Genomic DNA, 20660 nt, shown 5'->3' with positions numbered 1-20660 from the left:
ACCGCGGCGAACGGGTGAGTCCGTGGAGGTTTGGCGAACAGGCTTGCGGCCACACGAAGGGGGAGGTGGCCATGTCGAACGCAAAGAACACCGAAGAGCCACAGGATTCACAGGAATCCCAGGACGCTCCCGAAACCCACAAGACCGCGAACAGCACGGAAAACACCAGACGATCCAAGCGGCCGAGCCCCATGGAGGTGCTGCGCCAGGCGCGCGGGCAGCTCGCGGAGCTCACCGGTATGGAAGCCGAGTCCGTGTCGTCCTTCGAGCAGACGGAGGAGGGCTGGGCGCTCGAGGTCGAGGTGCTCGAACTCGAGCGCGTCCCGGACACGATGAGCCTGATGGCGAGTTACCAGGTGGAGCTGGACCCCGACGGTCAGCTCACCGGCTACCGGCGTGTCCGCCGCTACGAGCGGGGACGGGCCGACGCACACAGGCCCGGCGGCCGGTAGGCCGCCCGACCGGACCCACACCCACAGACAAGGAGGGACTGCCGGAATGACAGTCGTACCGGCACAGCAGACCGGAGGTGGAGGCGGCAGCAGCGGTCTCTACGACGTGCTTGAGCTTGTTCTGGACAGGGGGCTCGTCATCGACGCCTTCGTGCGCGTGTCCCTGGTCGGCATCGAGATCCTCAAGATCGACGTACGGGTCGTCGTCGCCAGCGTCGACACCTATCTCCGCTTCGCCGAGGCGTGCAACCGCCTCGACCTCGAGGCCGGGCCGCGCAAGAGCCCGGGCCTGCCCGAGATCGTCGGCGAGGTCACCGAGTCCGGCGCCCGCGGCAAGTCCAAGGGGGCGCTGTCGGGTGCCGCCGAGACCATTTCGGAGGCGTTCAAGCAGGGGCGTGACGGCGGTTCCGAGCGCGAGGCCGAGTCCCGTCCGCGGCCCCGCAAGGCCGCGTCGGCCCGCCGGAAGGAGGAGCAGGAGTGAGCACCTACGTCTACGGCATCACGGCGGCCTCGCACCCCGCACTCCCCGAGGGCATGGGGGGCGTCGGCGACCCGCCGCGCCCGGTGCGCGTCCTGCGGGTGGGGGAGCTGGCGGCCGTCGTCAGCGACGCCCCCGAGGGGCTGCGTCCCAAGCGCAGGGAACTGCTCGCCCACCAGAACGTGCTCAGTGAGGCCGGCGCGGCCGGCTGCGTGCTGCCCATGCGCTTCGGCAGCGTCGCCCCGGACGACGACGCCGTCACCGGGGTCCTCGCCGAACGCGCCGAGCACTACGGGGAGCGGCTGCGGGCGCTGGACGGCCGGGTCGAGTACAACGTCAAGGCCAACCACATCGAGGAAGCCGTCCTGCACCACGTGATGGCCGGAAACCCGGAGATCCGCGCCCTCGCGGAGTCCAACCGGCAGGCGGGCGGCGGAAGTTACGAGGACAAGATCCGGCTCGGCGAGATGGTCGCCGCCGCGGTCAAGGACAGGGAGGCCGAGGACGGCGCCGCGTTGGAGCGCGCGCTGGCACCGGCCGCCGACGCCGTGAGCGTGGGCCCCGAGTCCACGGGCTGGCTCGCCAATGTGTCCTACCTGGTCAAGCGCGAGACGGCGGAGGAGTTCCTGGCGGCCGTGGAGCAGGTCCGCAAGGACATGCCCCATCTGGAGGTGCGCCTGAACGGCCCGCTGCCGCCGTACAGCTTCGTCGAGCCCGGTCCGGCCGAGCCGGCGGGCGCCACGGCCGGTGGGGCGGACACCGGAGCGGGGTGACGACATGGGCCTGATCTCGGAGGTGCTGCTGCTGCCGTTCGCCCCGGTGCGCGGCAGCGCCTGGGCCATCCGGCAGGTGCTCCAGGAGGCGGAGCGGATCTATTACGACCCCGCCACCATCCGTGCCGAACTGGCACGGCTGGAGGAGCAGCTGGAGGCCGGAGAGATCACCGAGGAGGAGTTCGACCGGCAGGAGGACGAACTCCTCGACCGGTTGGAGACCGCGACGCGCACGAGCGCGGGTACAGGGGATGGGACGGCACGACAGTGAATCGAACGGGACTGGGCCTCGCTATCGGGGCCGGATACCTCCTCGGACGGACCAAGAAGCTGAAGATGGCGCTCGCCGTCGGCGGCCTGGTGGCCGGCAAGAAGCTGAACCTCAGCCCGCGGATGGTCGCGGACCTGGTGTCCCAGCAGCTGCGGGACAACCCGCAGTTCAAGGAGCTGGGCGACCAGCTGCGCGGTGATCTGCGCGGCGTCGGCAAGGCGGCCTCCGGTGCCCTGGTCGAGCGGCAGCTCGACGCCTTCGCCGACCGCCTGCACGGCCGTACCGCCGAGGTGCGCGACCGGCTGTCGGGCGCGGTCCGGCAGGAGCGCGCCGACGAGGACGCCGAGGAGGAGGACCGCGCACCGCGGGACGAGCGGGACGAGCGGGACGAGCGGGAGGACGAGGAGCCGGCGGCGAAGAAGGCCGCCAAGAAGGCCCCGGCGAAGCAGGCCGCCAAGAGGACCGCCGGGAAGAAGACCGCCCCGGCGAAGAAGGCCGCCCCGGCGAAGAAGGCCGCGGCCAAGAAGACGGCCGCCAAGAAGACCGCCGCGTCCCGGGGCACCCGCTCCCGCACGCAGAAGGGAGGCGGTGAGGGATGACCGAGACACTCGGATCGGCCACCTCCGCCGCGCGCGACGGCGCGCGCGAAAAGGGGAATCCGCTCGCCGACGTGGCCCACAGCGAGGCCGCCGACCGGCTCAAGGCCGAGCTGCAGGACTACCTCGCCGCCCAGGCCACCCGCCTGCTGACCGGCGTCGGCCGCAAGCTCGGCGAGACCACGAACAAGCTCAACGACATGGCCGAGGGCAACAGTCCGGGCCTCGCCAGGCTCGCCCTCGACGGCGGCCGCAAGATCGCCGAGGGCAAGGGCCCCCTGCGCACCGCCGTCGAGCTCGGTGCCTCCCGCGCCAAGGACAACGTGGTCGGCGCGTTGAAGGGGCTGGGCGGCGGCAAGGGCAAGCGCAAGCGCTCCGCGGGCAAGAAGCCCACCGTCATCATCGAGCACATCGACGTCGGGGTCCCGCTGCGCACGGCCTACGACCAGTGGACCCAGTACCAGGACTTCAGCACCTTCGCCAAGGGGGTGAAGAGCGCCGGCAAGGCCGACGACACCACCTCGGACTGGCAGCTGAAGGTGTTCTGGTCCAACCGCAGCTGGAAGGCGAAGACCACCGAGCAGATCCCCGACGACCGGATCGCCTGGTCCTCCGAGGGAGCCAAGGGCACGACCAAGGGCGTCGTCTCCTTCCACCGCCTCGCCGACAACCTCACCCGGGTCCTGCTGGTCATCGAGTACTACCCCACGGGCCTCTTCGAGAAGACCGGCAACATCTGGCGCGCCCAGGGCCGCCGGGCCCGGCTCGACCTGAAGAACTTCGCCCGCTTCATCACCCTGAAGGGCGAGGCCGAGGACAGCTGGCGCGGTGAGATCCGCGACGGCGAGGTGGTCCGCAGCCACGAGGACGCCCTGGCCGAGGAGGAGGAGGGCACGGAGCCCGAGGCCGAGGAGGAAGACACCGAACCCGAGGCCGAGGACGAGGACACCGAACCCGAGGCCGAGGACGAGGACACCGAACCCGAGGCCGAGGAGGAGGACGAGGGCGCGTACGACGAGGAGGAGGAAGCGGAGGAGGACACCGGTGAGGAGCCGGCCGAGGACTCCTACGACGACGAGTACGAGGACGAGCCCGGAACGGAGCCCGAGGCCGAGGCTGAGTACGAGCCCGAGGCCGAGGAGGAGGACGAGGCCGAGTACGACGAGGGTGACGAGTACGAGGACGAGTACCCGGAGAGCGGGAGCCGCCGATGACGACGCCCAGCCGGTTGCCCGAGCCCTACGGTCAGGGCGGTGGCGCCAACCTCGCCGACATCCTGGAACGGGTGCTCGACAAGGGCGTCGTCATCGCGGGCGACATCCGCATCAACCTGCTCGACATCGAACTGCTCACCATCAAGCTGCGGCTCATCGTCGCCTCCGTCGACAAGGCGAAGGAGATGGGGATCGACTGGTGGGAGTCCGACCCGGCCCTGTCCTCGCGTGCCCGTAGGGACGAACTGGCCAGGGAGAACGCCGAGTTGCGCGAGCGGCTGGCCCGGCTGGAGGAACTGGAACCCCGCCGCGCGCAAGAGGAGGCACCGTGACCGGACTGCGGTACGTCTACGCCGTCTGCCGTCCTTTCGGCACGCCGCTCCAGGCCCAGTTGACGGGCGTCGGAGGCGATCCGCCCCGGCTGCTGCCCCACCACGGCCTGGTGGCCGTGGTCAGCCACGTGCCGGAGGCGGACTTCGCCGAGGAACCGCTCCGCGCGCATCTGGAGGACCTCGACTGGCTGACCGCGGTCGCCCGTGCCCACCAGGGCGTGATCGACGCGCTCACCACCGTCACCACCCCGCTGCCGCTGCGGCTCGGCACCGTGTTCCGGGACGACAGCGGTGTGCGGACGATGATGGAGGCGCGCGAGGAGAGCTTCCTGCGGACCCTGGACCGGCTGGCGGGACGGGTGGAGTGGGGCGTCAAGGTCTACCTCGAGCCGGAACCGGAGCCGGAGGCCGTCGCCGTGCCCGAACGGAAGCCGATGTCGGGCCGGGACTACCTGCGGCAACGGCGCACGCGCACGAAAACGCACGAGGAACTGTGGCAGCGGGCCGAGACCTTCGCGACCCGGCTGCACGAGACGCTTTCCGCGCGCGCCGAGGATTCCCGGCTGCACGCACCGCAGAACCCCGCGCTGTCCGGTGCCTCCGGGCGGAACGTGCTCAATGCCGCCTATCTCGTGCCGCGCACGGAATCCGAGGAATTCGTGGAAATGGTGGACCGGACCAAGGACGGGGTTCCCGGAATACGGGTCGAACTCACCGGTCCCTGGGCCGCCTATTCGTTCGCCGGCGAGGAAACGGCGTCCTCGGGGGAGGGGCCGTGACCGTCGTCGAACGCCGGGAAATAGCTCTGGTGGACCTGCTCGACCGGCTTCTGGCCGGCGGTGTCGTCATCACGGGCGACATCACGCTGCGCATCGCGGACGTCGACCTGGTCCGCATCGACCTCAATGCGCTCATCAGCTCGGTGAACGCGCAGGTTCCCTCCCCCTTCGAGGAGTCGCGTTGACGGCCCACCAGGACGACCGGCCCACAGCCCCGCAGATCGAGCCGCACGACGCCCCGCCCGTCGAACCGCACGGCAGCCGGCGCCGGCGGCTCGACCTGGAGCCGGACACGGTCGAGCGCGACCTGGTCAAGCTGGTGCTCACGGTCGTCGAACTGCTGCGCCAGCTCATGGAGCGCCAGGCGCTGCGCCGGTTCGACGAGGGGGACCTGACCGAGGAGCAGGAGGAGCGGGTCGGGCTCACGCTGATGCTGCTCGAGGACCGGATGGCGGAACTGCGCGACCGATACGGGCTGCGGCCCGAGGACCTCAACCTGGACCTCGGGCCGCTCGGACCGCTGCTTCCCCGGGACTGAGTCCCGGGGAATTCCCGTCACCTCACCACCGGTACCAGCGGCCCCGGCCACCGCTCGCCGTCGTGCTGCGCATGAAGAATCCCAGCAGCCACAGGACCAGAACGGCCAGGGCGATCCACCAGAGCACCTTTACCGCGAATCCGGCACCGAAAAGGATCAGGGCCAGGAGCAGAACGAGCAGAATGGGAACCATAATGTCAACCTCCTGACTTCCTGATTGCCCGGAAATTGCGATTCAGGCTTCCTTGCGGCAGAGAATTTCTCCGTGCAGCACGCTGAACCAGCCGTCCTCCCGCCCACCCCACTCCCGCCAGGCCCCGGCCACCGCCCGCAGCTGCTCGCGGGTGGCGTGGCCGCCCTCGACGGCCCGGTCGGCGTAGACCGACGCCACGGTGCGGTCCGCCCACAGGCCGCTCCACCAGGCTCGCTCCCCGGGGGCCGAGAAGGTCCAGGTCGCCGAGGTCGCGGTGACGTCCGTGAGTCCCGCCGCGAGCGCCCAGGACTTCAGCCGCCGCCCGGCGTCCGGCTCGCCCCCGTTGGCCCGCGCCACCCGCCGGTACAGCTCCAGCCAGTCGTCCAGGCCGGGCGACGGGGGGTACCAGGTCATCGCCGCGTAGTCCGAGTCCCGGACGGCGACGAACCCGCCCGGCTTCGTCACCCGCTTCATCTCCCGCAGCGCCCGGACCGGATCACCCACGTGCTGGAGCACCTGATGGGCGTGGACCACGCAGAACGTGTCGTCCGGGAAGTCCAGCGCGTGCACGTCGCCCACCGCGAAGTCGACGTTCGTCAGCTCCCGCTCGCCGGCCACCGCCCGGGCCCGCTCCAGGATCCCCGGCTCCCGGTCGAGACCGGTGACGTGCCCGTCGGGAACGAGCCCGGCCAGGTCGGCGGTGATGGTGCCGGGCCCGCAGCCGATGTCCAGGATCCGCATGTGGGGCTCCAGCGCCCCCAGGAGGTACGCCGCGGAGTTGGCGGCGGTCCGCCAGGTGTGCGACCGGAGCACCGACTCGTGGTGCCCGTGCGTGTAGACGGCGGTCTCCCGCGCTTCCGGCATGGTCGATCCCACCCCTTCTCTTCTCGTCGGGACGGCCGTCACCGTACGCAATGCGGCCGCATGATGAGATCCGTGTCTCACATCATGGTCAGCGGCTCCGGGAAGCGGAGAAGGGACGGGGGCGGGAGGTGCCCGGAAAACCGTTTGAGACCTGCACCGACGGTCTGCACAATCTCCTGTCATGGGTCACCTGGAAGCCGCGCACCTGGAGTACTACCTCCCCGACGGGAGGGCGCTCCTGGGCGACGTGTCCTTCCGGGTGGGAGAGGGGACCGTCACGGCCCTGGTCGGCCCGAACGGCGCGGGCAAGACGACCCTGCTCCGCCTCCTCTCCGGCGAGCTGAAGCCGCACGGCGGATCCGTCACCGTCACCGGCGGCCTCGGCGTCATGCGCCAGTTCGTCGGCTCCGTGCGGGACGAGACGACCGTGCGCGACCTCCTCGTCTCCGTGGCCACGCCCCGCATCCGCGAGGCGGCCCGCGCCGTCGACGAGGCCGAGCACGCCGTCATGACAGTCGACGACGAGGCCGCCCAGCTCCGCTACGCGCAGGCCCTCGCCGACTGGGCCGAGGCCCGCGGCTACGAGGCGGAGACGCTGTGGGACGTGTGCACCACGGCCGCGCTGGGCGTCCCGTACGAGAAGGCGCAGTGGCGCCAGGTCCGCACCCTCTCCGGCGGCGAACAGAAACGCCTGGTCCTCGAGGCCCTGCTGCGCGGCACCGACGAGGTCCTCCTCCTCGACGAGCCCGACAACTACCTCGACGTACCCGGCAAGCGCTGGCTGGAGGAGCAGCTCGACCGTACCCGCAAGACCGTGCTGCTCGTCTCCCACGACCGCGAACTCCTCGCCCGCGCCGCCCGGCGCATCGTCTCCCTCGAACCCGGTCCCGCCGGCGCCGACGCCTGGGTGCACGGCGACGGCTTCGCCACGTACCACGAGGCCCGCCGCGAACGCTTCGCCCGCTTCGAGGAGCTGCGCAGGCGCTGGGACGAGAAGCACGCCCAGCTCAAGAAACTCGTCCTGAACCTCCGCCAGGCCGCGTCGATCAGCCACGAGATGGCCTCCCGCTACCAGGCCGCCCAGACCCGGCTGCGCAAGTTCGAGGAGGCGGGACCCCCGCCGGAGCCGCCGCGCGAGCAGAACATCACGATGCGCCTGAAGGGCGGCCGCACCGGAGTGCGCGCGGTCACCTGCGAGCGGCTCGAACTCACCGGCCTGATGAAACCCTTCGACCTGGAGGTGTTCTACGGCGAACGCGTCGCCGTGCTCGGCTCCAACGGCTCCGGCAAGTCGCACTTCCTGCGCCTGCTGGCCGGTGACGACGTGGCCCACACGGGCGGGTGGCGCCTCGGCGCACGCGTCGTCCCCGGACACTTCGCACAGACGCACGCGCACCCCGAACTGGAGGGCCGCACGCTCCTGGACATCCTGTGGGAGGAACACGCCCAGGACCGGGGCGCCGCCATGTCCCGGCTGCGCCGCTACGAGCTGACCGGCCAGGCCGAGCGGACCTTCGAGCGGCTGTCCGGCGGCCAGCAGGCCCGCTTCCAGATCCTGCTGCTGGAGCTCCAGGGCGTCACGGCCCTGCTGCTCGACGAGCCGACGGACAACCTCGACCTGGAGTCCGCGGAGGCGTTGCAGGAGGGCCTGGAAGCCTTCGAGGGCACGGTCCTCGCGGTCACGCACGACCGCTGGTTCGCCCGCTCCTTCGACCGCTTCCTGGTCTTCGGCAGCGACGGCAGGGTCAGGGAGACCCCGGAACCGGTGTGGGACGAACGCCGGGTGGAACGAGCGCGGTAGACCGACGCGGCCGCGGTCGCGGCCGCAGCGGGCGGCGCCGGCGGGCGAAGGCCCCCGGTGACCCGCACCGGGAGACTTCCCCACGCGCCGCCGCGGTTCACTTCCAGCGCAGCAACGCCCCCAGTCCGCCCACCGGCGCGTCCTCCTGCGTCTGGGGCGCCGCCGTCACCGACAGCGCGGGCGCGTCCGTCGCGACCGCCGAACGGATCAGCGCGTCGTCCGCGCGGGCCGACCACGACTGCTGCTCACCGAGGATCTTCAGATCGGTGCGCCGCACCGCCAACTGGTCCGGATCCTCACCGATCCACACCTCACGGTGCGCGTCCGGCCCGTCCGGCCGGATCAGCAGCTCGTCGATCCGGTGCTCGCGCGCCGCCTCCACCAGCGCCGGCACGCCCTCCACCGCACCCGCGCGGCCCTCGTCGTCGGGGGTGCGGGCGGCCAGGAACCGCTCCAGCTCCGCCGCCGCCCGGTTGCGGACGTGCTCCGCCCGGGCCCGCTCCACGTCCTCGTCGAGCAGCCTGCTGCCGGTGCCGCGCGAGGCCTCGACCACCAGGTCGTGCAACCGCTGCGGCAGCCGCTCGTGCACGGAGCGCTGCTCGCGGTCGTCACCGACGAGGATCAGCAGATCGGCCCCGGTCTCCTCCTGGCACACGGCGAGCGCGTCGGCGATCTCCGCGGCGTTGTGCTCCCAGGTGTTCTCCACCCGCAGCTGGAAGTGGCGCTCCGACCAGTCGACGGAGCTGGTCCGGTGCACCGGCCACTGACGCCCGGTGACGCCGCCGGCGTCCTCCCGGCCGAGCGCGCTGCGCAGCTCGAAGTCCGCGCCCTTGCGGTCGACGTAGGCCACCACGCACACGGGATCCTCACCGGCCAGCTCCAGCAGCGGCGCGACCCTGGGCAGCGGTGCCCACTCCGCCCAGTCGCTCTGCGGGGCTTTGGCCAGGGGCGGGTCGAGAACCACCTCGCCACCCTGGGCGAACAGGGCGCGACCGTGCGGTTCGGAGGAGTGCCGCAGGTCCTCGAGCGCGCGTCGCACCGCGTCGCAGGTCGCCTCGTCCGCGCCCTGGTCGGCCAGCTCCCGGGCCATCGCCCGGGCCGTCAGCTCCCGCTCGTGGGGGGTGTTCTCCGTGTGCCGGGAGGTGTCGAAGTAGACGGAGGCCCAGGGGCCGGGACGTTCGTAGAGTGGCTGCAGGAAAGCGAGTTCCATGGCTCCCTCCCGGTTGCCGTTCGGGGTAGTGCTTGTGCCGACCGGGCGGGTACCCGGACCGCATGAACGCACACGACGAGCGGGGCACCACGATGACCGGAGTCGAGCCGAGCCGTCTGGACGACCAGCAGCTCATGAAGGAGCTGGAGACCATCCACCGCACGCGTCACGACACGCTGCTGTACGGCTCCAACGACGCGCTGCGGGCCCACAACGAGCGGATGGCGCAGCTGGAGGGCGAGTACCTGCGCCGCAACCCGCGCCGCCCGGTGGCGGCCGGCCGCACCCGCGAAGGGGCCCGGGAACGGGGCGGCGCGGACACGGCGGCCCCCACGACCCCGGGCACCTGAACGCACCCGGGTCCGCGGCGCGCCCGAACGCGTCCGCGCCCGTCCGGCCGCCTGCTTCGGGCCCGCACGAAGGCGGGCCCGAAGCAGGCGGTCCGGGACTCCTCAGCCCCCTTCCGACCCGAACACCTCCAGGTACGCCTCGCAGAACGCCTTGAGATCGTCCGGCTTGCGGCTGGTGACCAGCTTGTTGGGCCCGTGGTCGCAGATCTGCACCTGCTCGTCGACCCACGTGGCACCGGCGTTGCGGAGGTCGGTCCGCAGGCTCGGCCAGCTGGTCAGCACCCGCCCCCGGACCACGTCCGCCTCGACGAGGGTCCAGGGGGCGTGACAGATCGCGGCGACCGGCCGGCCCTGCTCGAAGAAGTCCCGCACGAACGCCACGGCCTTCTCGTCCGTGCGCAGGAAGTCCGGGTTGGCCACCCCGCCCGGCAGCACCAGCCCGCCGAAGGAGTCGGCCGACGTCTCGCCGACGACCTCCTGCACGGGGAAGGTGTCCGCCTTGTCGAGGTGGTCGAACGCCTGGATCTTGCCCGACTGCGTCGAGACGAGCACGGGTTCGTGACCGGCGTCCACGGCCGCCTGCCACGGCTCGGTCAGCTCGACCTGCTCGACGCCCTCGGGCGCGGTCAGGAATGCGATGCGCATGGGGTCCCACGTCCTTTCGTTCAGCTGTTCTCGTCCGGCTTCGCGCGGCTGATGCCGGCCAGCGCGGACCCGGGGTCCTGCGCCCGGGCCAGGTCGCCGAGGCTCACCAGCCCGACGGGCAGACCGTTCTCGACGACCGGGATCCGGCGCACGGCGTGCTCACGCATCAGCGCGACGGCCGAGGACACCGGATCGCCCGGGGCGAGCGTCAACGGATCCGGGGTGCACACCGACCCGACGCTCACACCGAGCGGGTCCGCGCCCTCCGCGACCGCCCGGACCGTGATGTCGCGGTCGGTCAGCACGCCGACCACCCGCTGCCCGTCGGCCACCACCACGTCGCCGATGTTCTGGGTGCGCATGAGCTGCGCCGCCTCGACGAGCGAGGCGTCCGGGCGCACGGCGACCACGCCCGGAGTCATCACGTCCTTGACGAACTCGGCCATGACTGAGGCCTTCTCTCCGCTTCCCGGCCGAACGGGCACCGCGGACGGTCCGCCCCCTAGGGGCGGCCCGGACGTGGTGCCCCGAACGGCCGACTAGGCGTTCTCCGTCTCCCGGGACCGGGTCAGCGCCTCGGCCAGCTCCTGCACGTTCTGGTAGCGGGCCTCGCGCGGCAGCCGCTCCAGCGCCTCGACCAGCGTGTCGGGCGCGTACCGCCGGTTCAGCGTGCGCATCAGCTCACGCGGACCCGCGGGGAAGGCCCCGCGGCCCAGGATCCTGGCCAGTTCCAGCCGCACCGACTCCATCGACGTCGGCCCGCGGCCCGGCGTCACCGGACCGCGCACGACCTCCGGGTCGTCGTCGGCGAACGGCTCCGGGTCGTGCCACTCCTCGGTTCGGGTGGGGTGCCCGGACCTGAGCAGCCCCTGCAATTCGTGCTTCATCTCGTCGTCGCGGTGGACGCTCAGCCGGTCACTGCCTCGCTGCATGTCTCCCTCCAGACCTTCGGGGGTCCGCACCGCGTACCCGGCCAGCGGAGGCCGACACGGGGTCGGGGCGGCGGATCGGCACCGCCCCGGTTTGACCGCCGGGGGGCGGGGGACCCGGATCACCCGCCCCCCACATGGCTCCCGGAAAGGTCCGGCCATGGTGGTGCTCGCCGTGCTCGTCCCCCTGCTCATGCTCGGCGTGGTCCTGGTGCTGGGACGCTACGAGGACCTGGTGCTGCCGCCCCGGCGGCCGGACGCCGGGGATCCCGCCGGCCGCGCCCCGACGGCCTGACCGGAGGAGGTCAGGGCCGGTTCACCGCCGTCCCGGCTGCGGACGGACCGTGAGGATCTGCTGGGCGGTCCCCACCGGGCCGTCGAGGTCGTGCAGGACGGTGCTGGTGAGGCCCTGGCCGGTGGGGCCGAAGACGACGGTGGTGTCCAGGCCCGTCCAGCCGCCCCCGGGCCGGCGGTGCAGGTGCACGGTGAGGTCGACGTTGGGGAACATCCACTCGGTGGGCGGTCGGCGCACCGCGATGCCGTTGGCCGTGTCCACCAGGGCCAGGTAGGACGCGAGCGGGCCGGCTGCCTCACCGGCGACCAGGTCGAGACGGCTGGAGACCCACGCGGTCGTGCGGCCGGGCGCGGGCGGCGCGACCGGGCGGACGTCCAGCGAGGCGATGTAGCCACCGGGCCACTGCTCGGACATCGCCCACGGCGCGAGGGTCTCCGGACGGGGCAGCCGCTCCCCGGCACCGCCCGCGACGGCGGCCGTGTCGAGGGAGGCGAGCAGCCAGGCGCGGGCCCGGACCACCGGACGGCCCGCTATCCGCACGACGGCCTCCAGCAGCTCGATGGTGCGACCGGGACGGACGGTCTCCACCAGGACCTCGCACTCGTCCAGCGCGAGCCGCCCCAGGATGTCGTAGCTGATCCGGGACACGAGGAGGCCCTCGTCGGCGCGCCCGGCCAGGTGGCGGTCCAGGACGTGGGCGACGAGCCCGCCGAGCGGGCTGAAGTGCTGCTCGTCCTGGTTCCAGGCGCCGCCCGCATGGGGCGTCGGCTTGAAGCGGTGCTCGTCGATGCGCTCGTAGTAGCTGCCGGGGGCCGGGGTGCGGGGATTCAACGGACGTCTCTCCTCGGGCGCGCGGGTCACGGGATGCCGAGCAGGATGATGTACACGGCATCTATCCGGCCATCATGCCCGAGCCGGTGGCCGCGGAGTGATCAGCGGCCACCACGCCCTGGTCCCCTGGCGGACCGGCCCGCCCACGAGGAGCGGAACCGCCCCGCCTCAGGCGCCGACGTAGGCCGCGAGATGCTCGCCGGTGAGGGTGGAGCGGGCGGCGACGAGGTCGGCGGGCGTGCCCTCGAAGACGATCCGGCCGCCGTCGTGACCGGCGCCGGGACCGAGGTCGATGATCCAGTCGGCGTGCGCCATGACCGCCTGGTGGTGCTCGATGACGATGACCGTCCTGCCGGAGTCGACGAGCCGGTCGAGCAGGCCGAGCAGCTGCTCGACGTCGGCGAGGTGGAGGCCGGTGGTCGGCTCGTCGAGGACGTAGACGCCGCCCTTGTCGCCCATGTGGGTCGCCAGCTTGAGCCGCTGCCGCTCGCCGCCGGACAGCGTGGTGAGCGGCTGGCCGAGGGTGAGGTAACCGAGCCCCACGTCGGTGAGCCGGTCGAGGATCCGGTGGGCGGCCGGGGTGCGGGCCTCGCCGGAGCCGAAGAACTCCTCGGCCTCGGTCACCGGCATCGCCAGCACCTCGCTGATGTCCTTGCCGCCGAGGGTGTACTCCAGCACGGACGCCTGGAACCGCTTCCCCTCGCACTCCTCGCAGGTGGTGGCGGTGCCGGCCATCATCCCCAGGTCGGTGTAGACGACGCCGGCGCCGTTGCAGGTGGGGCAGGCGCCCTCGGAGTTGGCGCTGAACAGCGCCGGCTTCACGCCGTTGGCCTTCGCGAACGCCTTGCGGATCGGGTCGAGCAGGCCGGTGTAGGTCGCCGGGTTGCTCCGGCGCGAGCCGCGGATCGGCGCCTGGTCCACCGACACCACCCCCTCCGAGGCCGGGATGGACCCGTGGACGAGCGAGCTCTTGCCGGAGCCGGCGACGCCGGTGACGACGCAGAGCACGCCGAGCGGGATGTCGACGTCGACGCCGCGCAGGTTGTTCGCCGTCGCACCGCGGACCTGAAGCGTCCCGGTGGGCTTGCGCACCGTCTCCTTGAGCACGGCCCGGTCGTCGAGGTGGCGGCCGGTGACGGTGTCACTGGCCCGCAGCCCCTCGACGGTGCCCTCGAAGCAGACGGTGCCGCCCGCCGTACCGGCGCCCGGGCCGAGGTCGACGACGTGGTCGGCGATGGCGATCGTCTCCGGCTTGTGCTCCACCACGAGCACCGTGTTGCCCTTGTCCCGCAGCCGCAGCAGCAGGTCGTTCATCCGCTGGATGTCGTGCGGGTGCAGACCGATCGTGGGCTCGTCGAAGACGTAGGTGACGTCGGTGAGGGAGGAACCGAGGTGGCGGATCATCTTCACGCGCTGCGCCTCCCCGCCGGAGAGCGTGCCCGCGGCCCGGTCGAGCGAGAGATAGCCGAGGCCGATCTCCACGAACGAGTCGAGGGCGTGCTGCAGCGCGGTGAGCAACGGGGCGACCGACGGCTCGTCGAGGCCGCGGACCCACTCGGCCAGGTCGCGGATCTCCATCGCACAGGCGTCGGCGATGTTGACCCCGTCGATCCGCGAGGACCGGGCCAGCTCGCTGAGCCGGGTGCCGTCGCATCCGGGACACGCGGTGAAGGTCACCGCCCGGTCCACGAACGCCCGGATGTGCGGCTGCATCGACTCCCGGTCCTTGGAGAGGAACGACTTCTGGATCTTCGGGATCAGCCCCTCGTAGGTGAGGTTGACACCGTTGATCTTCACCTTGGTCGGTTCGCGGTGGAGGAAGTCGTACCGCTCCTTCTCGGTGTACTCGCGGATCGGCTTGTCCGGGTCGAAGAAGCCCGACTCGGCGATGACCCGCACCACCCAGCCGCCCCCGGTGTAGGTGGGGATGGTGAACGGGTCCTCGGAGAGCGACTTGGAGTCGTCGTAGAGCTGGGTGAGGTCGATGTCGGAGACCGTGCCCCGGCCCTCGCAGCGCGTGCACATGCCGCCGGTGCGGCTGAAGGACACCTTCTCGGTCCTGGTCCTCTCGGCACCGCGGTCGACCGTGAACCCGCCGCTCGCGCTCACCGAGGCCACGTTGAAGGAGTACGCGGCGGGCGGACCGATGTGCGGCTTTCCGAGCCGGCTGAAGAGGATGCGCAGCATCGCGTTGACGTCGGTGGCGGTGCCGACCGTGGAGCGGGGGTCGGAGCCGATCCGCTGCTGGTCGACGGTGATCGCGGTGGTCAGCCCGTCGAGCACGTCGACCTCGGGCCGCGCCAGCGTCGGCATGAAGCCCTGCAGGAAGGCGCTGTAGGTCTCGTTGATCAGCCGCTGCGACTCCGCGGCGATCGTGTCGAACACCAACGAACTCTTGCCCGAGCCGGACACGCCGGTGAACACGGTCAGCCGACGCTTCGGTATCTCGACGCTGACGTCCTTGAGATTGTTCTCGCGCGCGCCGAGCACGCGGATCAGATCGTGGCTGTCGGCCGCATGCGGCGCGGGCGACTGCGTGTCCGTCCTCGTGGTCTTGCTCATCATGTCCCCATCCGTCGGGTGGAACCGTCTTCGTCGGGCGTCTCGTTCACCTCGCGGGAAGCCCGGGCGGGGCACGGGCCGCCCGGACGTCCACGGCGGTCACGCTAGCCGCCGCCCGGTGACGCGCGCTTCTCGATTCCTGATCCTCCCGGTGGTCTCCCGGTCCTTCCGGCGGTCCGGTCACGCGCGCCCCCCGGCCGCGGTCACCGTGGGAAACTGACGGGATGAGACGGCAGGACCTCGACGACCTGGTGCGGCTGCGGCGGGCCCGCGACCGGATGGACCGTGACTACACCGAGCCGTTGGACGTCCCGGCGCTGGCGCGTGACGCCCTGATGTCGCCGGGCCACTTCTCCCGCAGCTTCCGCGCCGCCTTCGGCGAGACGCCCTACAGCTACCTGATGACCCGTCGCATCGAGCGGGCCAAGGCGCTGCTGCGGCGCGGCGACCTCACGGTGACCGAGGTCTGCATGGCGGTCGGCTGTACGTCGCTGGGGTCGTTCAGCTCGCGCTTCACCGAACTCGTCGGCGAGAGCCCGAGCGCCTACCGGGCCCGGAACCACGACGACGGCGCCGCCATCCCGGCGTGCATGGCCAAGATCCACACACGACCGGTCAGGAACGGAGAAGCCGGCCGCGCCGCGCGGTCCTAACGTGAGCGGCATGGACATCAGGCTCTCCCAGTGCTTCATCGCCGTCGACGACCACGACGAGGCGATCGTCTTCTACCGCGACGTACTCGGCCTCGAGGTACGCGACGACGTCGGGTTCGAGGGGATGCGCTGGGTGACCGTCGGACCCCCCTCGCAGCCGGACGTGGACATCGTCCTGGAACCACCCGTGGCCGACCCCAACGTCTCACCGGCCGACCGGCGGACCATGGCGGAACTGATGGCCAAGGGCCTGCTGCGCGGCGTCATCTTCGCGACGGACGACTGCGACGCCGTCTTCGAGCGCGTCAGCGCCGCGGGCGGCGAGGTGCTGCAGGAGCCGATGGACCAGCCCTACGGCGTCCGCGACTGCGCGTTCCGCGACCCCGCCGGCAACCTGTTGCGCTTCACCCAGTCCCTCGGCTGACACCGGCCCGCCCGGACCTGAGACGTGCGGGCCGGGCGCGGCGGTCGTACGGCCGGCCGGGGCACCGGCGGAAAGTCCGCGCCGGGGTTTGAGGGCGGAGGGCCCGGGCAGGGGCACCCCCAGTGCTTCGGACAGCAGGCACTCCCGTGGGCGGCGGCACCCCGCTCCGGGACGCCTGTCCCGGCCGTCCCGAACGCAGGTGCGCTCTCCACGGTGACCGTCCGTCCCCGAGCACTCCGAGGGAGTTGCGACGCACCATGCCGACCCGAGCGAGCGCGAGGCACCACCCGCACGACGACGCCCCCGACACCGCGGACGCCTTCCGCAGACTGGCCGCACTGCCCCCGGGCGCGGAACGCGACGCCCTCCGCGACGAGATCGTCGAGGCGTGGCTGCCCATGGCCGACCGCCTCGCCGGGCGGTTCCGCAGCCGCGGCGAGAGCTTCGACGACCTGCGCCAGGTCGCCGCGCTCGGCCTGGTCAAGGCCGTCGACCGGTACGACCCCGGGCTCGGCAACGCCTTCGAGAGCTACGCGGTGCCGACCGTCACCGGAGAGATCAAGCGGCACTTCCGCGACCACATGTGGACCCTGCACGTGCCGCGCCGGGTGCAGGACCTGCGCAACCGTGTCCGGTCCGCCGCGCAGGACCTGTCCCGGACCACCTCCGGCCGCCGGCCGACCGTGGCCCAGATCGCCGAGCACGCCGACCTGAGCGAGGAGGACGTCCGCACGGGCCAGGAGGCGCTGGAGAGCTTCACCGCGCTGTCCCTGGACGCCGAGCTGCCCGGCAGCGACGACGGCTACTCGCTCGGCGACTCCCTCGGCGCGCCCGACCCGGCGCTGGACACGGTGGTCGACCGCGAGGCCGTCAGGGAACGCCTGGCCGCCCTGCCGGAACGGGAGCGGACCATCCTCTACATGCGGTTCTTCGGCGACATGACCCAGAGCAGCATCGCCGAGGAGCTGGGCATCTCCCAGATGCACGTCTCCCGTCTGATCAGCCGCTGCTGCGGCCGGGTCCGGGAGCAGGTCATGCAGGACGACGGCGCGTAGGAACGGCCGGGCGGGGCGCGGCCCGGCGGGGTCCTTCACCCTCTCGGGCGCGCCCGTCCCGCCAATGGCGCCCGGCCGCGCGCGGTGCGGCGGTGGCCGGGCTGTGATGGCTGTGGGGCGCGACCCCCGTGCCCCGCCGACGTGGGTCACGCCCGCGCGGCCGTCGGGCGCGATCGCCGTGCCCCCGCCGTCGCCCGAAGGAGCCCGCACCATGCGCCGCACCGTCCGTGCCCTGTCCCTCGCCGCCGTCACCGGCACCGTCCTCGGCGCGCTCGCACCGGTCGCGTCCGCGGAGGCCGGTCCGGGCGACGGAGTCCCGGGGGGCACCGTCGCCCGGACGGCCTCCCCCCGCTCCGGCCCCGGCGCCGCCTCCCCCCCGCCGTGTCCCGAACCGGAAGGGCGGGAGTGGGAGGAGCACGAGCCCCGGGGGGCCGAACCGGGTGCCGCCGTACCGTACGCCGCCGAACCGGAGGACACCGCGCCGGACGCCGTCGCGCCCGGGGGAGCGGATGCGGACACCTTCGGGGCGGAGGGAACCCGCTCGGAGGAATCCGGGTCGGAGGGAACCCGCTCGGAGGAATTCGGGTCGGAGGAATTCGGGTCCGATGAACTCGGGTCGGAGGAATCCCGGTCGGAGGCGATCGAACCGGACGCCTCCGGTCCCGCGGGCACCGGGCCCGAGCACACCGGGGCCGAGGAGGCCGGACCGGGGGACGCCGGGGCGAGGGACGGCCGCTGCGAGGACGGGACCGTGCAGTGGGGCGTCCACGCCGGCGGGGGCGGGGCGTTCACCGACTCCGTGCCCGCCCTGGTCGCCGGCGGGCTGCTGATCGCGGGCGCGTTCGGTGCCGCCGCACACCGGCTGTACCGCGGCCGGACCGTCCACACGGACGGCTGACGTCCGGCCGCCCCTTCCCCGGCCGCCGCGCCCCATGCCGTGAGCTGTACGACCCGGGCAGGCGCCCATGTCCGGCGGCACGCCGGGTACTCACAGGCCGAGGCACGGGCGGGCACCGGCACACGGCACCACGGACTGCGGGACACCACGGACTGCGCGGAGGTACGGATGCGGCGGACGGACCCGGAAGGCCACGGCCCCGTCCGCTTCGGGCCGCCGATCCCCGAGGACGGGCTTGCCGTCCTGCCCGAGCTGTCCGCCGTCCTCGCCGCGGCGGCGTCCCGCGCCGGTGCCGAGCCGGTGGGCGGCGGCCCCGCCCTGCTGGACGCCGCCTGCGGCTACGGCGACCGGCGCGGCCTGCCCGCCGCCCCCGACCGGGTGGCCGTCGCCCCGGGGGCGCCCGCCCTGCTGGTGGCCCTGACCGCCGCCATCGGCGGCGACGTACTGGTGCCCCGGCCCTGCGCCGCCTGGTGGGCCCCCTACGCCCGCCTGCTCGGCAGACCCGCCTTCCACGTGCCGACCCCGGCCGAGAGCGGCGGCGTGCCCGATCCGTACGCCCTGCTGGAGACCGTGCGCCGGCTCCGGGCCGAGGGCGGCGACCCGCGCCTGCTGGTGCTCTCCGTCGCCGACGACCCCACCGCCACCGTCGCCCCGCCCGAACTGCTGCACGAGACCATCGAGGCCGCCGTCGGCCAGGGGCTGCACCTGGTCAGCGACGAGACCTGGCGGGACACCCTGCACGACCCGCACGACACCGTGCTGCTCAGCCCCGCCGAGATGCTGCCCGAACGGGTCACCGTCGTCACCGACCTGGCGGGCGCCCTGCTCCCGCCGGGCTGGCCGGCCGCCGTCGCCCGCTTCCCGGCGGGCGAGGACGGGAACGCCCTCCACGCGCGCGTGCTGGACGTGCTCACCGCCCTCGACGCCCGTGTCGCCGCCCCCGTGGCCGCCGCGGCGGTGTACGCGCTGTCCGAACCGGAGCCGGTCACCGCGCGCGTCGCCGGCGCCGTGCGCCTGCACGCGCGCGTGGCCGCCGCCGCACACCACGCCGTCGTCGCCGCCGGGGCCGTGGCCCGGCCCCCGCAGTGCGGACGGCACCTGTACGTCGACCTCACGCCCCTGGCCCCCGCGCTCGCCGCGCACGACATCGGCGACGCCCAGGAACTGGAGGACTTCCTCACCGGCCGGCTCGGCATGCCCGCACCGGGCGGCCACCGCTTCGGCGACGACCTCGAGGCCCCGCGCGTGCGGCTGTCCACCGCGCCCCTGCTCGGCGGCACCCCCGAACGGCGCGCGGAATGCCTCGACGCCCCCGAGCCGTTGGAACTGCCGCACGTGGACCGTGCGTTGATCCACCTGAAGTCGGTCTTCGACGATCTCCGCGACGACGCTCAGCGATGGGAGCCGCCTCGATGACGCAGCAGTCCGAGTCGACCGCGAGCACGCCCCCGAGAACGGCCGCCGGCCCGACCGCTCCGGAGACCGACGACCGCGATCCGGCCGGCCCCTCTTCTCCCGCGTCGCCGTGCCCCCCGCCGACCGAACCCCGCCCGCTCGCCGAACGCCGGGTGTGGCCGCGTACCTTCCACGACCGGCTGACCGCCCCGCTGCCCGGCCTGAAGGCCCTGGCCCGCTTCGCCCGCGAGGGCGCCGTACGACCGGGGCCCGAGGGCCTCGCCGGCGTCCCCGGGCTGCCGTACGCCCCCGGCCCGCTGCCCCGCGTCGACGCCCGCACGGTCGCCGTCACCTGGGCGGGGCACGCCAGCTGGGTCGTGCGGATCGGCGGCCTCACCGTGCTCACCGACCCGGTCTGGTCCCGCCGGATCCTCGGCACCCCGGCCCGCCTCACCCCCGTCGGCGTCGCCTGGGAGGCGCTGCCGCGCGTCGACGCGGTCGTCATCAGCCACAACCACTACGACCACCTCGACGCCCCCACCCTGCGCCGGCTCCCGCGCGACACCCCGGTGTTCGTACCGGCCGGGCTCGCCCGCTGGTTCCACCGCCGCAGGTTCACCCGCGTCACCGAGCTGGACTGGTGGGAGGCGGCCGAACTGGACGGGGTCCGCTTCGACTTCGTACCGGCCCACCACTGGTCCAAGCGCACCCTCACCGACACCTGCCGCTCCCTGTGGGGCGGCTGGGTGCTCACCGACCGCGACGGGCGGCGCGTGTACTTCGCCGGCGACACCGGCTACGGCCACTGGTTCTCCCGGATCGGCCGCCGCCACCCCGGCATCGACCTCGCCCTGCTGCCCATCGGCGCCTACGCCCCCCGCTGGTGGCTCAGCGACGTCCACTGCGACCCCGAGGAGGCGGTGCGCGCCGCGCAGGACCTGGGCGCACGCCACATGGCCCCCATGCACTGGGCGACCTTCGTCCTCTCCGCCGAACCGGTCCTGGAACCCCTCACCCGCGTCCGCGCCGCCTGGGAGAAGGCGGGCCTGCCCCGCGAGCGCCTGTGGGACCTCCCGGTGGGAGGGTCCCGGATCCTCCGGTGACCGGAGTCGCGCTCCTCCG

Annotated in this window: 27 protein-coding genes; 19 read left to right on the top strand and 8 right to left on the bottom strand. The window is 72.9% G+C overall.

Annotated features, from left to right (window positions below; all coding sequences use genetic code 11):
• Positions 1-71 precede the first annotated feature (71 nt).
• The 10 genes from FHS37_RS30515 to FHS37_RS30470 are packed head-to-tail and all read left to right on the top strand — an operon-like array spanning position 72 to position 5433.
• Complete coding sequence (locus FHS37_RS30515; protein WP_184827160.1) at positions 72-452, top strand: gas vesicle protein GvpO; 381 nt, start codon at positions 72-74, stop codon at positions 450-452.
• A 46-nt stretch (positions 453-498) separates the two neighbouring features.
• Positions 499-933 carry a gas vesicle structural protein GvpA gene (locus FHS37_RS30510; RefSeq protein ID WP_184827158.1) on the top strand — a complete coding sequence of 145 codons (435 nt, stop codon included), beginning with the start codon at positions 499-501 and terminating at the stop codon, positions 931-933.
• The gene (locus FHS37_RS30505) at positions 930-1703 is read left to right on the top strand and encodes a GvpL/GvpF family gas vesicle protein (RefSeq protein ID WP_184827156.1); all 774 of its coding nucleotides are present in this window, start codon (positions 930-932) and stop codon (positions 1701-1703) included. The genes FHS37_RS30510 and FHS37_RS30505 overlap by 4 nt, the downstream gene beginning before the upstream one ends.
• Positions 1704-1707: 4 nt before the next feature.
• On the top strand, positions 1708-1974 hold the full coding sequence (locus FHS37_RS30500; RefSeq protein WP_184827154.1) for a gas vesicle protein GvpG: 267 nt from the start codon (positions 1708-1710) through the stop codon (positions 1972-1974).
• Positions 1971-2573: a DNA primase gene (locus FHS37_RS30495; protein ID WP_184827152.1), complete on the top strand. Its 603-nt coding sequence runs from the start codon at positions 1971-1973 to the stop codon at positions 2571-2573. Before FHS37_RS30500 ends, FHS37_RS30495 begins: the two co-directional genes overlap by 4 nt.
• Positions 2570-3784 (top strand): SRPBCC family protein, encoded by a 1215-nt coding sequence (locus FHS37_RS30490; RefSeq protein ID WP_184827151.1) that lies wholly within the window; start codon positions 2570-2572, stop codon positions 3782-3784. The genes FHS37_RS30495 and FHS37_RS30490 overlap by 4 nt, the downstream gene beginning before the upstream one ends.
• On the top strand, positions 3781-4116 hold the full coding sequence (locus FHS37_RS30485; RefSeq protein ID WP_184827149.1) for a gas vesicle protein: 336 nt from the start codon (positions 3781-3783) through the stop codon (positions 4114-4116). The genes FHS37_RS30490 and FHS37_RS30485 overlap by 4 nt, the downstream gene beginning before the upstream one ends.
• Positions 4113-4895, top strand: coding sequence for a GvpL/GvpF family gas vesicle protein (locus FHS37_RS30480; protein ID WP_184827147.1), 783 nt, complete (start codon positions 4113-4115; stop codon positions 4893-4895). The genes FHS37_RS30485 and FHS37_RS30480 overlap by 4 nt, the downstream gene beginning before the upstream one ends.
• Entirely contained in the window at positions 4892-5080 is a 189-nt protein-coding gene (locus FHS37_RS30475; RefSeq protein WP_004981027.1) for a gas vesicle protein, read from the top strand. Before FHS37_RS30480 ends, FHS37_RS30475 begins: the two co-directional genes overlap by 4 nt.
• A 35-nt stretch (positions 5081-5115) precedes the next feature.
• A complete protein-coding gene (locus tag FHS37_RS30470; protein ID WP_184827375.1) occupies positions 5116-5433 on the top strand; it encodes a gas vesicle protein K in 318 nt (105 codons plus the stop codon).
• A gap of 22 nt (positions 5434-5455) precedes the next feature.
• Here FHS37_RS30470 and FHS37_RS30465 read toward each other — a convergent pair whose 3' ends face one another.
• Together FHS37_RS30465 and FHS37_RS30460 are read right to left on the bottom strand one after the other, a co-directional pair.
• On the bottom strand, positions 5456-5626 hold the full coding sequence (locus FHS37_RS30465) for a hydrophobic protein (RefSeq protein WP_184827145.1): 171 nt from the start codon (positions 5624-5626) through the stop codon (positions 5456-5458).
• Between the two features lie 42 nt (positions 5627-5668).
• Positions 5669-6490, bottom strand: a complete 822-nt coding sequence (locus FHS37_RS30460; protein WP_184827143.1) for a methyltransferase domain-containing protein — start codon at positions 6488-6490, stop codon at positions 5669-5671.
• A gap of 181 nt (positions 6491-6671) precedes the next feature.
• On the opposite strand from FHS37_RS30460, the gene FHS37_RS30455 reads away from it, so the two are divergent.
• The gene (locus FHS37_RS30455; protein ID WP_184827141.1) at positions 6672-8291 is read left to right on the top strand and encodes an ABC-F family ATP-binding cassette domain-containing protein; all 1620 of its coding nucleotides are present in this window, start codon (positions 6672-6674) and stop codon (positions 8289-8291) included.
• A 97-nt stretch (positions 8292-8388) separates the two neighbouring features.
• On the opposite strand, the gene FHS37_RS30450 is transcribed toward FHS37_RS30455, so the two are convergent.
• Entirely contained in the window at positions 8389-9501 is a 1113-nt protein-coding gene (locus FHS37_RS30450) for a baeRF2 domain-containing protein (RefSeq protein ID WP_184827139.1), read from the bottom strand.
• Positions 9502-9563: 62 nt separating this feature from the next.
• Between FHS37_RS30450 and FHS37_RS30445 the strand changes: the two genes are divergently transcribed.
• The gene (locus FHS37_RS30445) at positions 9564-9851 is read left to right on the top strand and encodes a DUF6158 family protein (RefSeq protein WP_184827137.1); all 288 of its coding nucleotides are present in this window, start codon (positions 9564-9566) and stop codon (positions 9849-9851) included.
• A gap of 102 nt (positions 9852-9953) precedes the next feature.
• Here the strand turns inward: FHS37_RS30445 and FHS37_RS30440 are convergent, their stop codons facing one another.
• The 3 genes from FHS37_RS30440 to FHS37_RS30430 form a co-directional block, all read right to left on the bottom strand.
• Entirely contained in the window at positions 9954-10496 is a 543-nt protein-coding gene (locus FHS37_RS30440; protein WP_184827135.1) for a type 1 glutamine amidotransferase domain-containing protein, read from the bottom strand.
• 20 nt (positions 10497-10516) lie between these two features.
• Positions 10517-10942: a CBS domain-containing protein gene (locus FHS37_RS30435; protein WP_184827133.1), complete on the bottom strand. Its 426-nt coding sequence runs from the start codon at positions 10940-10942 to the stop codon at positions 10517-10519.
• Between the two features lie 93 nt (positions 10943-11035).
• Positions 11036-11428, bottom strand: coding sequence for a DUF2795 domain-containing protein (locus FHS37_RS30430; RefSeq protein WP_184827131.1), 393 nt, complete (start codon positions 11426-11428; stop codon positions 11036-11038).
• Between the two features lie 157 nt (positions 11429-11585).
• Between FHS37_RS30430 and FHS37_RS40625 the strand changes: the two genes are divergently transcribed.
• Positions 11586-11720, top strand: a complete 135-nt coding sequence (locus tag FHS37_RS40625; protein ID WP_268254598.1) for a hypothetical protein — start codon at positions 11586-11588, stop codon at positions 11718-11720.
• A gap of 21 nt (positions 11721-11741) precedes the next feature.
• On the opposite strand, the gene FHS37_RS30425 is transcribed toward FHS37_RS40625, so the two are convergent.
• Positions 11742-12551 (bottom strand): thioesterase family protein, encoded by an 810-nt coding sequence (locus FHS37_RS30425; RefSeq protein ID WP_184827129.1) that lies wholly within the window; start codon positions 12549-12551, stop codon positions 11742-11744.
• 168 nt (positions 12552-12719) lie between these two features.
• Positions 12720-15113 (bottom strand): ATP-binding cassette domain-containing protein, encoded by a 2394-nt coding sequence (locus FHS37_RS30420; protein WP_184827373.1) that lies wholly within the window; start codon positions 15111-15113, stop codon positions 12720-12722.
• A 224-nt stretch (positions 15114-15337) separates the two neighbouring features.
• Here FHS37_RS30420 and FHS37_RS30415 point away from each other — a divergent pair, with 224 nt between their 5' ends.
• From FHS37_RS30415 to FHS37_RS30390, 6 genes are all read left to right on the top strand, one after another.
• Positions 15338-15766, top strand: a complete 429-nt coding sequence (locus FHS37_RS30415; protein ID WP_184827127.1) for a helix-turn-helix transcriptional regulator — start codon at positions 15338-15340, stop codon at positions 15764-15766.
• Positions 15767-15776: 10 nt separating this feature from the next.
• The gene (locus tag FHS37_RS30410) at positions 15777-16190 is read left to right on the top strand and encodes a VOC family protein (protein WP_184827125.1); all 414 of its coding nucleotides are present in this window, start codon (positions 15777-15779) and stop codon (positions 16188-16190) included.
• Between the two features lie 257 nt (positions 16191-16447).
• Positions 16448-17245: an RNA polymerase sigma factor SigF gene (locus FHS37_RS30405; RefSeq protein WP_184827123.1), complete on the top strand. Its 798-nt coding sequence runs from the start codon at positions 16448-16450 to the stop codon at positions 17243-17245.
• Between the two features lie 211 nt (positions 17246-17456).
• Positions 17457-18143 (top strand): hypothetical protein, encoded by a 687-nt coding sequence (locus tag FHS37_RS30400; protein ID WP_184827121.1) that lies wholly within the window; start codon positions 17457-17459, stop codon positions 18141-18143.
• 168 nt (positions 18144-18311) lie between these two features.
• Positions 18312-19559 carry an aminotransferase class I/II-fold pyridoxal phosphate-dependent enzyme gene (locus FHS37_RS30395; protein ID WP_184827119.1) on the top strand — a complete coding sequence of 416 codons (1248 nt, stop codon included), beginning with the start codon at positions 18312-18314 and terminating at the stop codon, positions 19557-19559.
• Complete coding sequence (locus tag FHS37_RS30390; protein ID WP_184827117.1) at positions 19556-20641, top strand: MBL fold metallo-hydrolase; 1086 nt, start codon at positions 19556-19558, stop codon at positions 20639-20641. The genes FHS37_RS30395 and FHS37_RS30390 overlap by 4 nt, the downstream gene beginning before the upstream one ends.
• The last annotated feature ends 19 nt before the right edge of the window (positions 20642-20660 follow it).

Source organism: Streptomyces griseomycini (genome assembly GCF_014203535.1).
GTDB lineage: Bacteria > Actinomycetota > Actinomycetes > Streptomycetales > Streptomycetaceae > Streptomyces > Streptomyces griseomycini.
Note: the sequence above shows the minus strand (reverse complement) of the source record. Positions and strands in the feature narration are given on the sequence as shown.

Excerpts from the sequence above, each read along its gene's own strand:
- FHS37_RS30515 (WP_184827160.1), top strand. The coding sequence starts at position 72 with ATGTCGAACGCAAAGAACACCGAAGAGCCACAGGATTCACAGGAATCC.
- FHS37_RS30510 (WP_184827158.1), top strand. The coding sequence starts at position 499 with ATGACAGTCGTACCGGCACAGCAGACCGGAGGTGGAGGCGGCAGCAGC.
- FHS37_RS30500 (WP_184827154.1), top strand. The coding sequence starts at position 1,708 with ATGGGCCTGATCTCGGAGGTGCTGCTGCTGCCGTTCGCCCCGGTGCGC.
- FHS37_RS30490 (WP_184827151.1), top strand. The coding sequence starts at position 2,570 with ATGACCGAGACACTCGGATCGGCCACCTCCGCCGCGCGCGACGGCGCG.
- FHS37_RS30485 (WP_184827149.1), top strand. The coding sequence starts at position 3,781 with ATGACGACGCCCAGCCGGTTGCCCGAGCCCTACGGTCAGGGCGGTGGC.
- FHS37_RS30465 (WP_184827145.1), bottom strand. The coding sequence starts at position 5,626 with ATGGTTCCCATTCTGCTCGTTCTGCTCCTGGCCCTGATCCTTTTCGGT.
- FHS37_RS30460 (WP_184827143.1), bottom strand. The coding sequence starts at position 6,490 with ATGCCGGAAGCGCGGGAGACCGCCGTCTACACGCACGGGCACCACGAG.
- FHS37_RS30455 (WP_184827141.1), top strand. The coding sequence starts at position 6,672 with ATGGGTCACCTGGAAGCCGCGCACCTGGAGTACTACCTCCCCGACGGG.
- FHS37_RS30450 (WP_184827139.1), bottom strand. The coding sequence starts at position 9,501 with ATGGAACTCGCTTTCCTGCAGCCACTCTACGAACGTCCCGGCCCCTGG.
- FHS37_RS30445 (WP_184827137.1), top strand. The coding sequence starts at position 9,564 with ATGAACGCACACGACGAGCGGGGCACCACGATGACCGGAGTCGAGCCG.
- FHS37_RS30440 (WP_184827135.1), bottom strand. The coding sequence starts at position 10,496 with ATGCGCATCGCATTCCTGACCGCGCCCGAGGGCGTCGAGCAGGTCGAG.
- FHS37_RS30435 (WP_184827133.1), bottom strand. The coding sequence starts at position 10,942 with ATGGCCGAGTTCGTCAAGGACGTGATGACTCCGGGCGTGGTCGCCGTG.
- FHS37_RS30430 (WP_184827131.1), bottom strand. The coding sequence starts at position 11,428 with ATGCAGCGAGGCAGTGACCGGCTGAGCGTCCACCGCGACGACGAGATG.
- FHS37_RS40625 (WP_268254598.1), top strand. The coding sequence starts at position 11,586 with ATGGTGGTGCTCGCCGTGCTCGTCCCCCTGCTCATGCTCGGCGTGGTC.
- FHS37_RS30420 (WP_184827373.1), bottom strand. The coding sequence starts at position 15,113 with ATGAGCAAGACCACGAGGACGGACACGCAGTCGCCCGCGCCGCATGCG.
- FHS37_RS30415 (WP_184827127.1), top strand. The coding sequence starts at position 15,338 with ATGAGACGGCAGGACCTCGACGACCTGGTGCGGCTGCGGCGGGCCCGC.
- FHS37_RS30410 (WP_184827125.1), top strand. The coding sequence starts at position 15,777 with ATGGACATCAGGCTCTCCCAGTGCTTCATCGCCGTCGACGACCACGAC.
- FHS37_RS30405 (WP_184827123.1), top strand. The coding sequence starts at position 16,448 with ATGCCGACCCGAGCGAGCGCGAGGCACCACCCGCACGACGACGCCCCC.
- FHS37_RS30400 (WP_184827121.1), top strand. The coding sequence starts at position 17,457 with ATGCGCCGCACCGTCCGTGCCCTGTCCCTCGCCGCCGTCACCGGCACC.
- FHS37_RS30395 (WP_184827119.1), top strand. The coding sequence starts at position 18,312 with ATGCGGCGGACGGACCCGGAAGGCCACGGCCCCGTCCGCTTCGGGCCG.
- FHS37_RS30390 (WP_184827117.1), top strand. The coding sequence starts at position 19,556 with ATGACGCAGCAGTCCGAGTCGACCGCGAGCACGCCCCCGAGAACGGCC.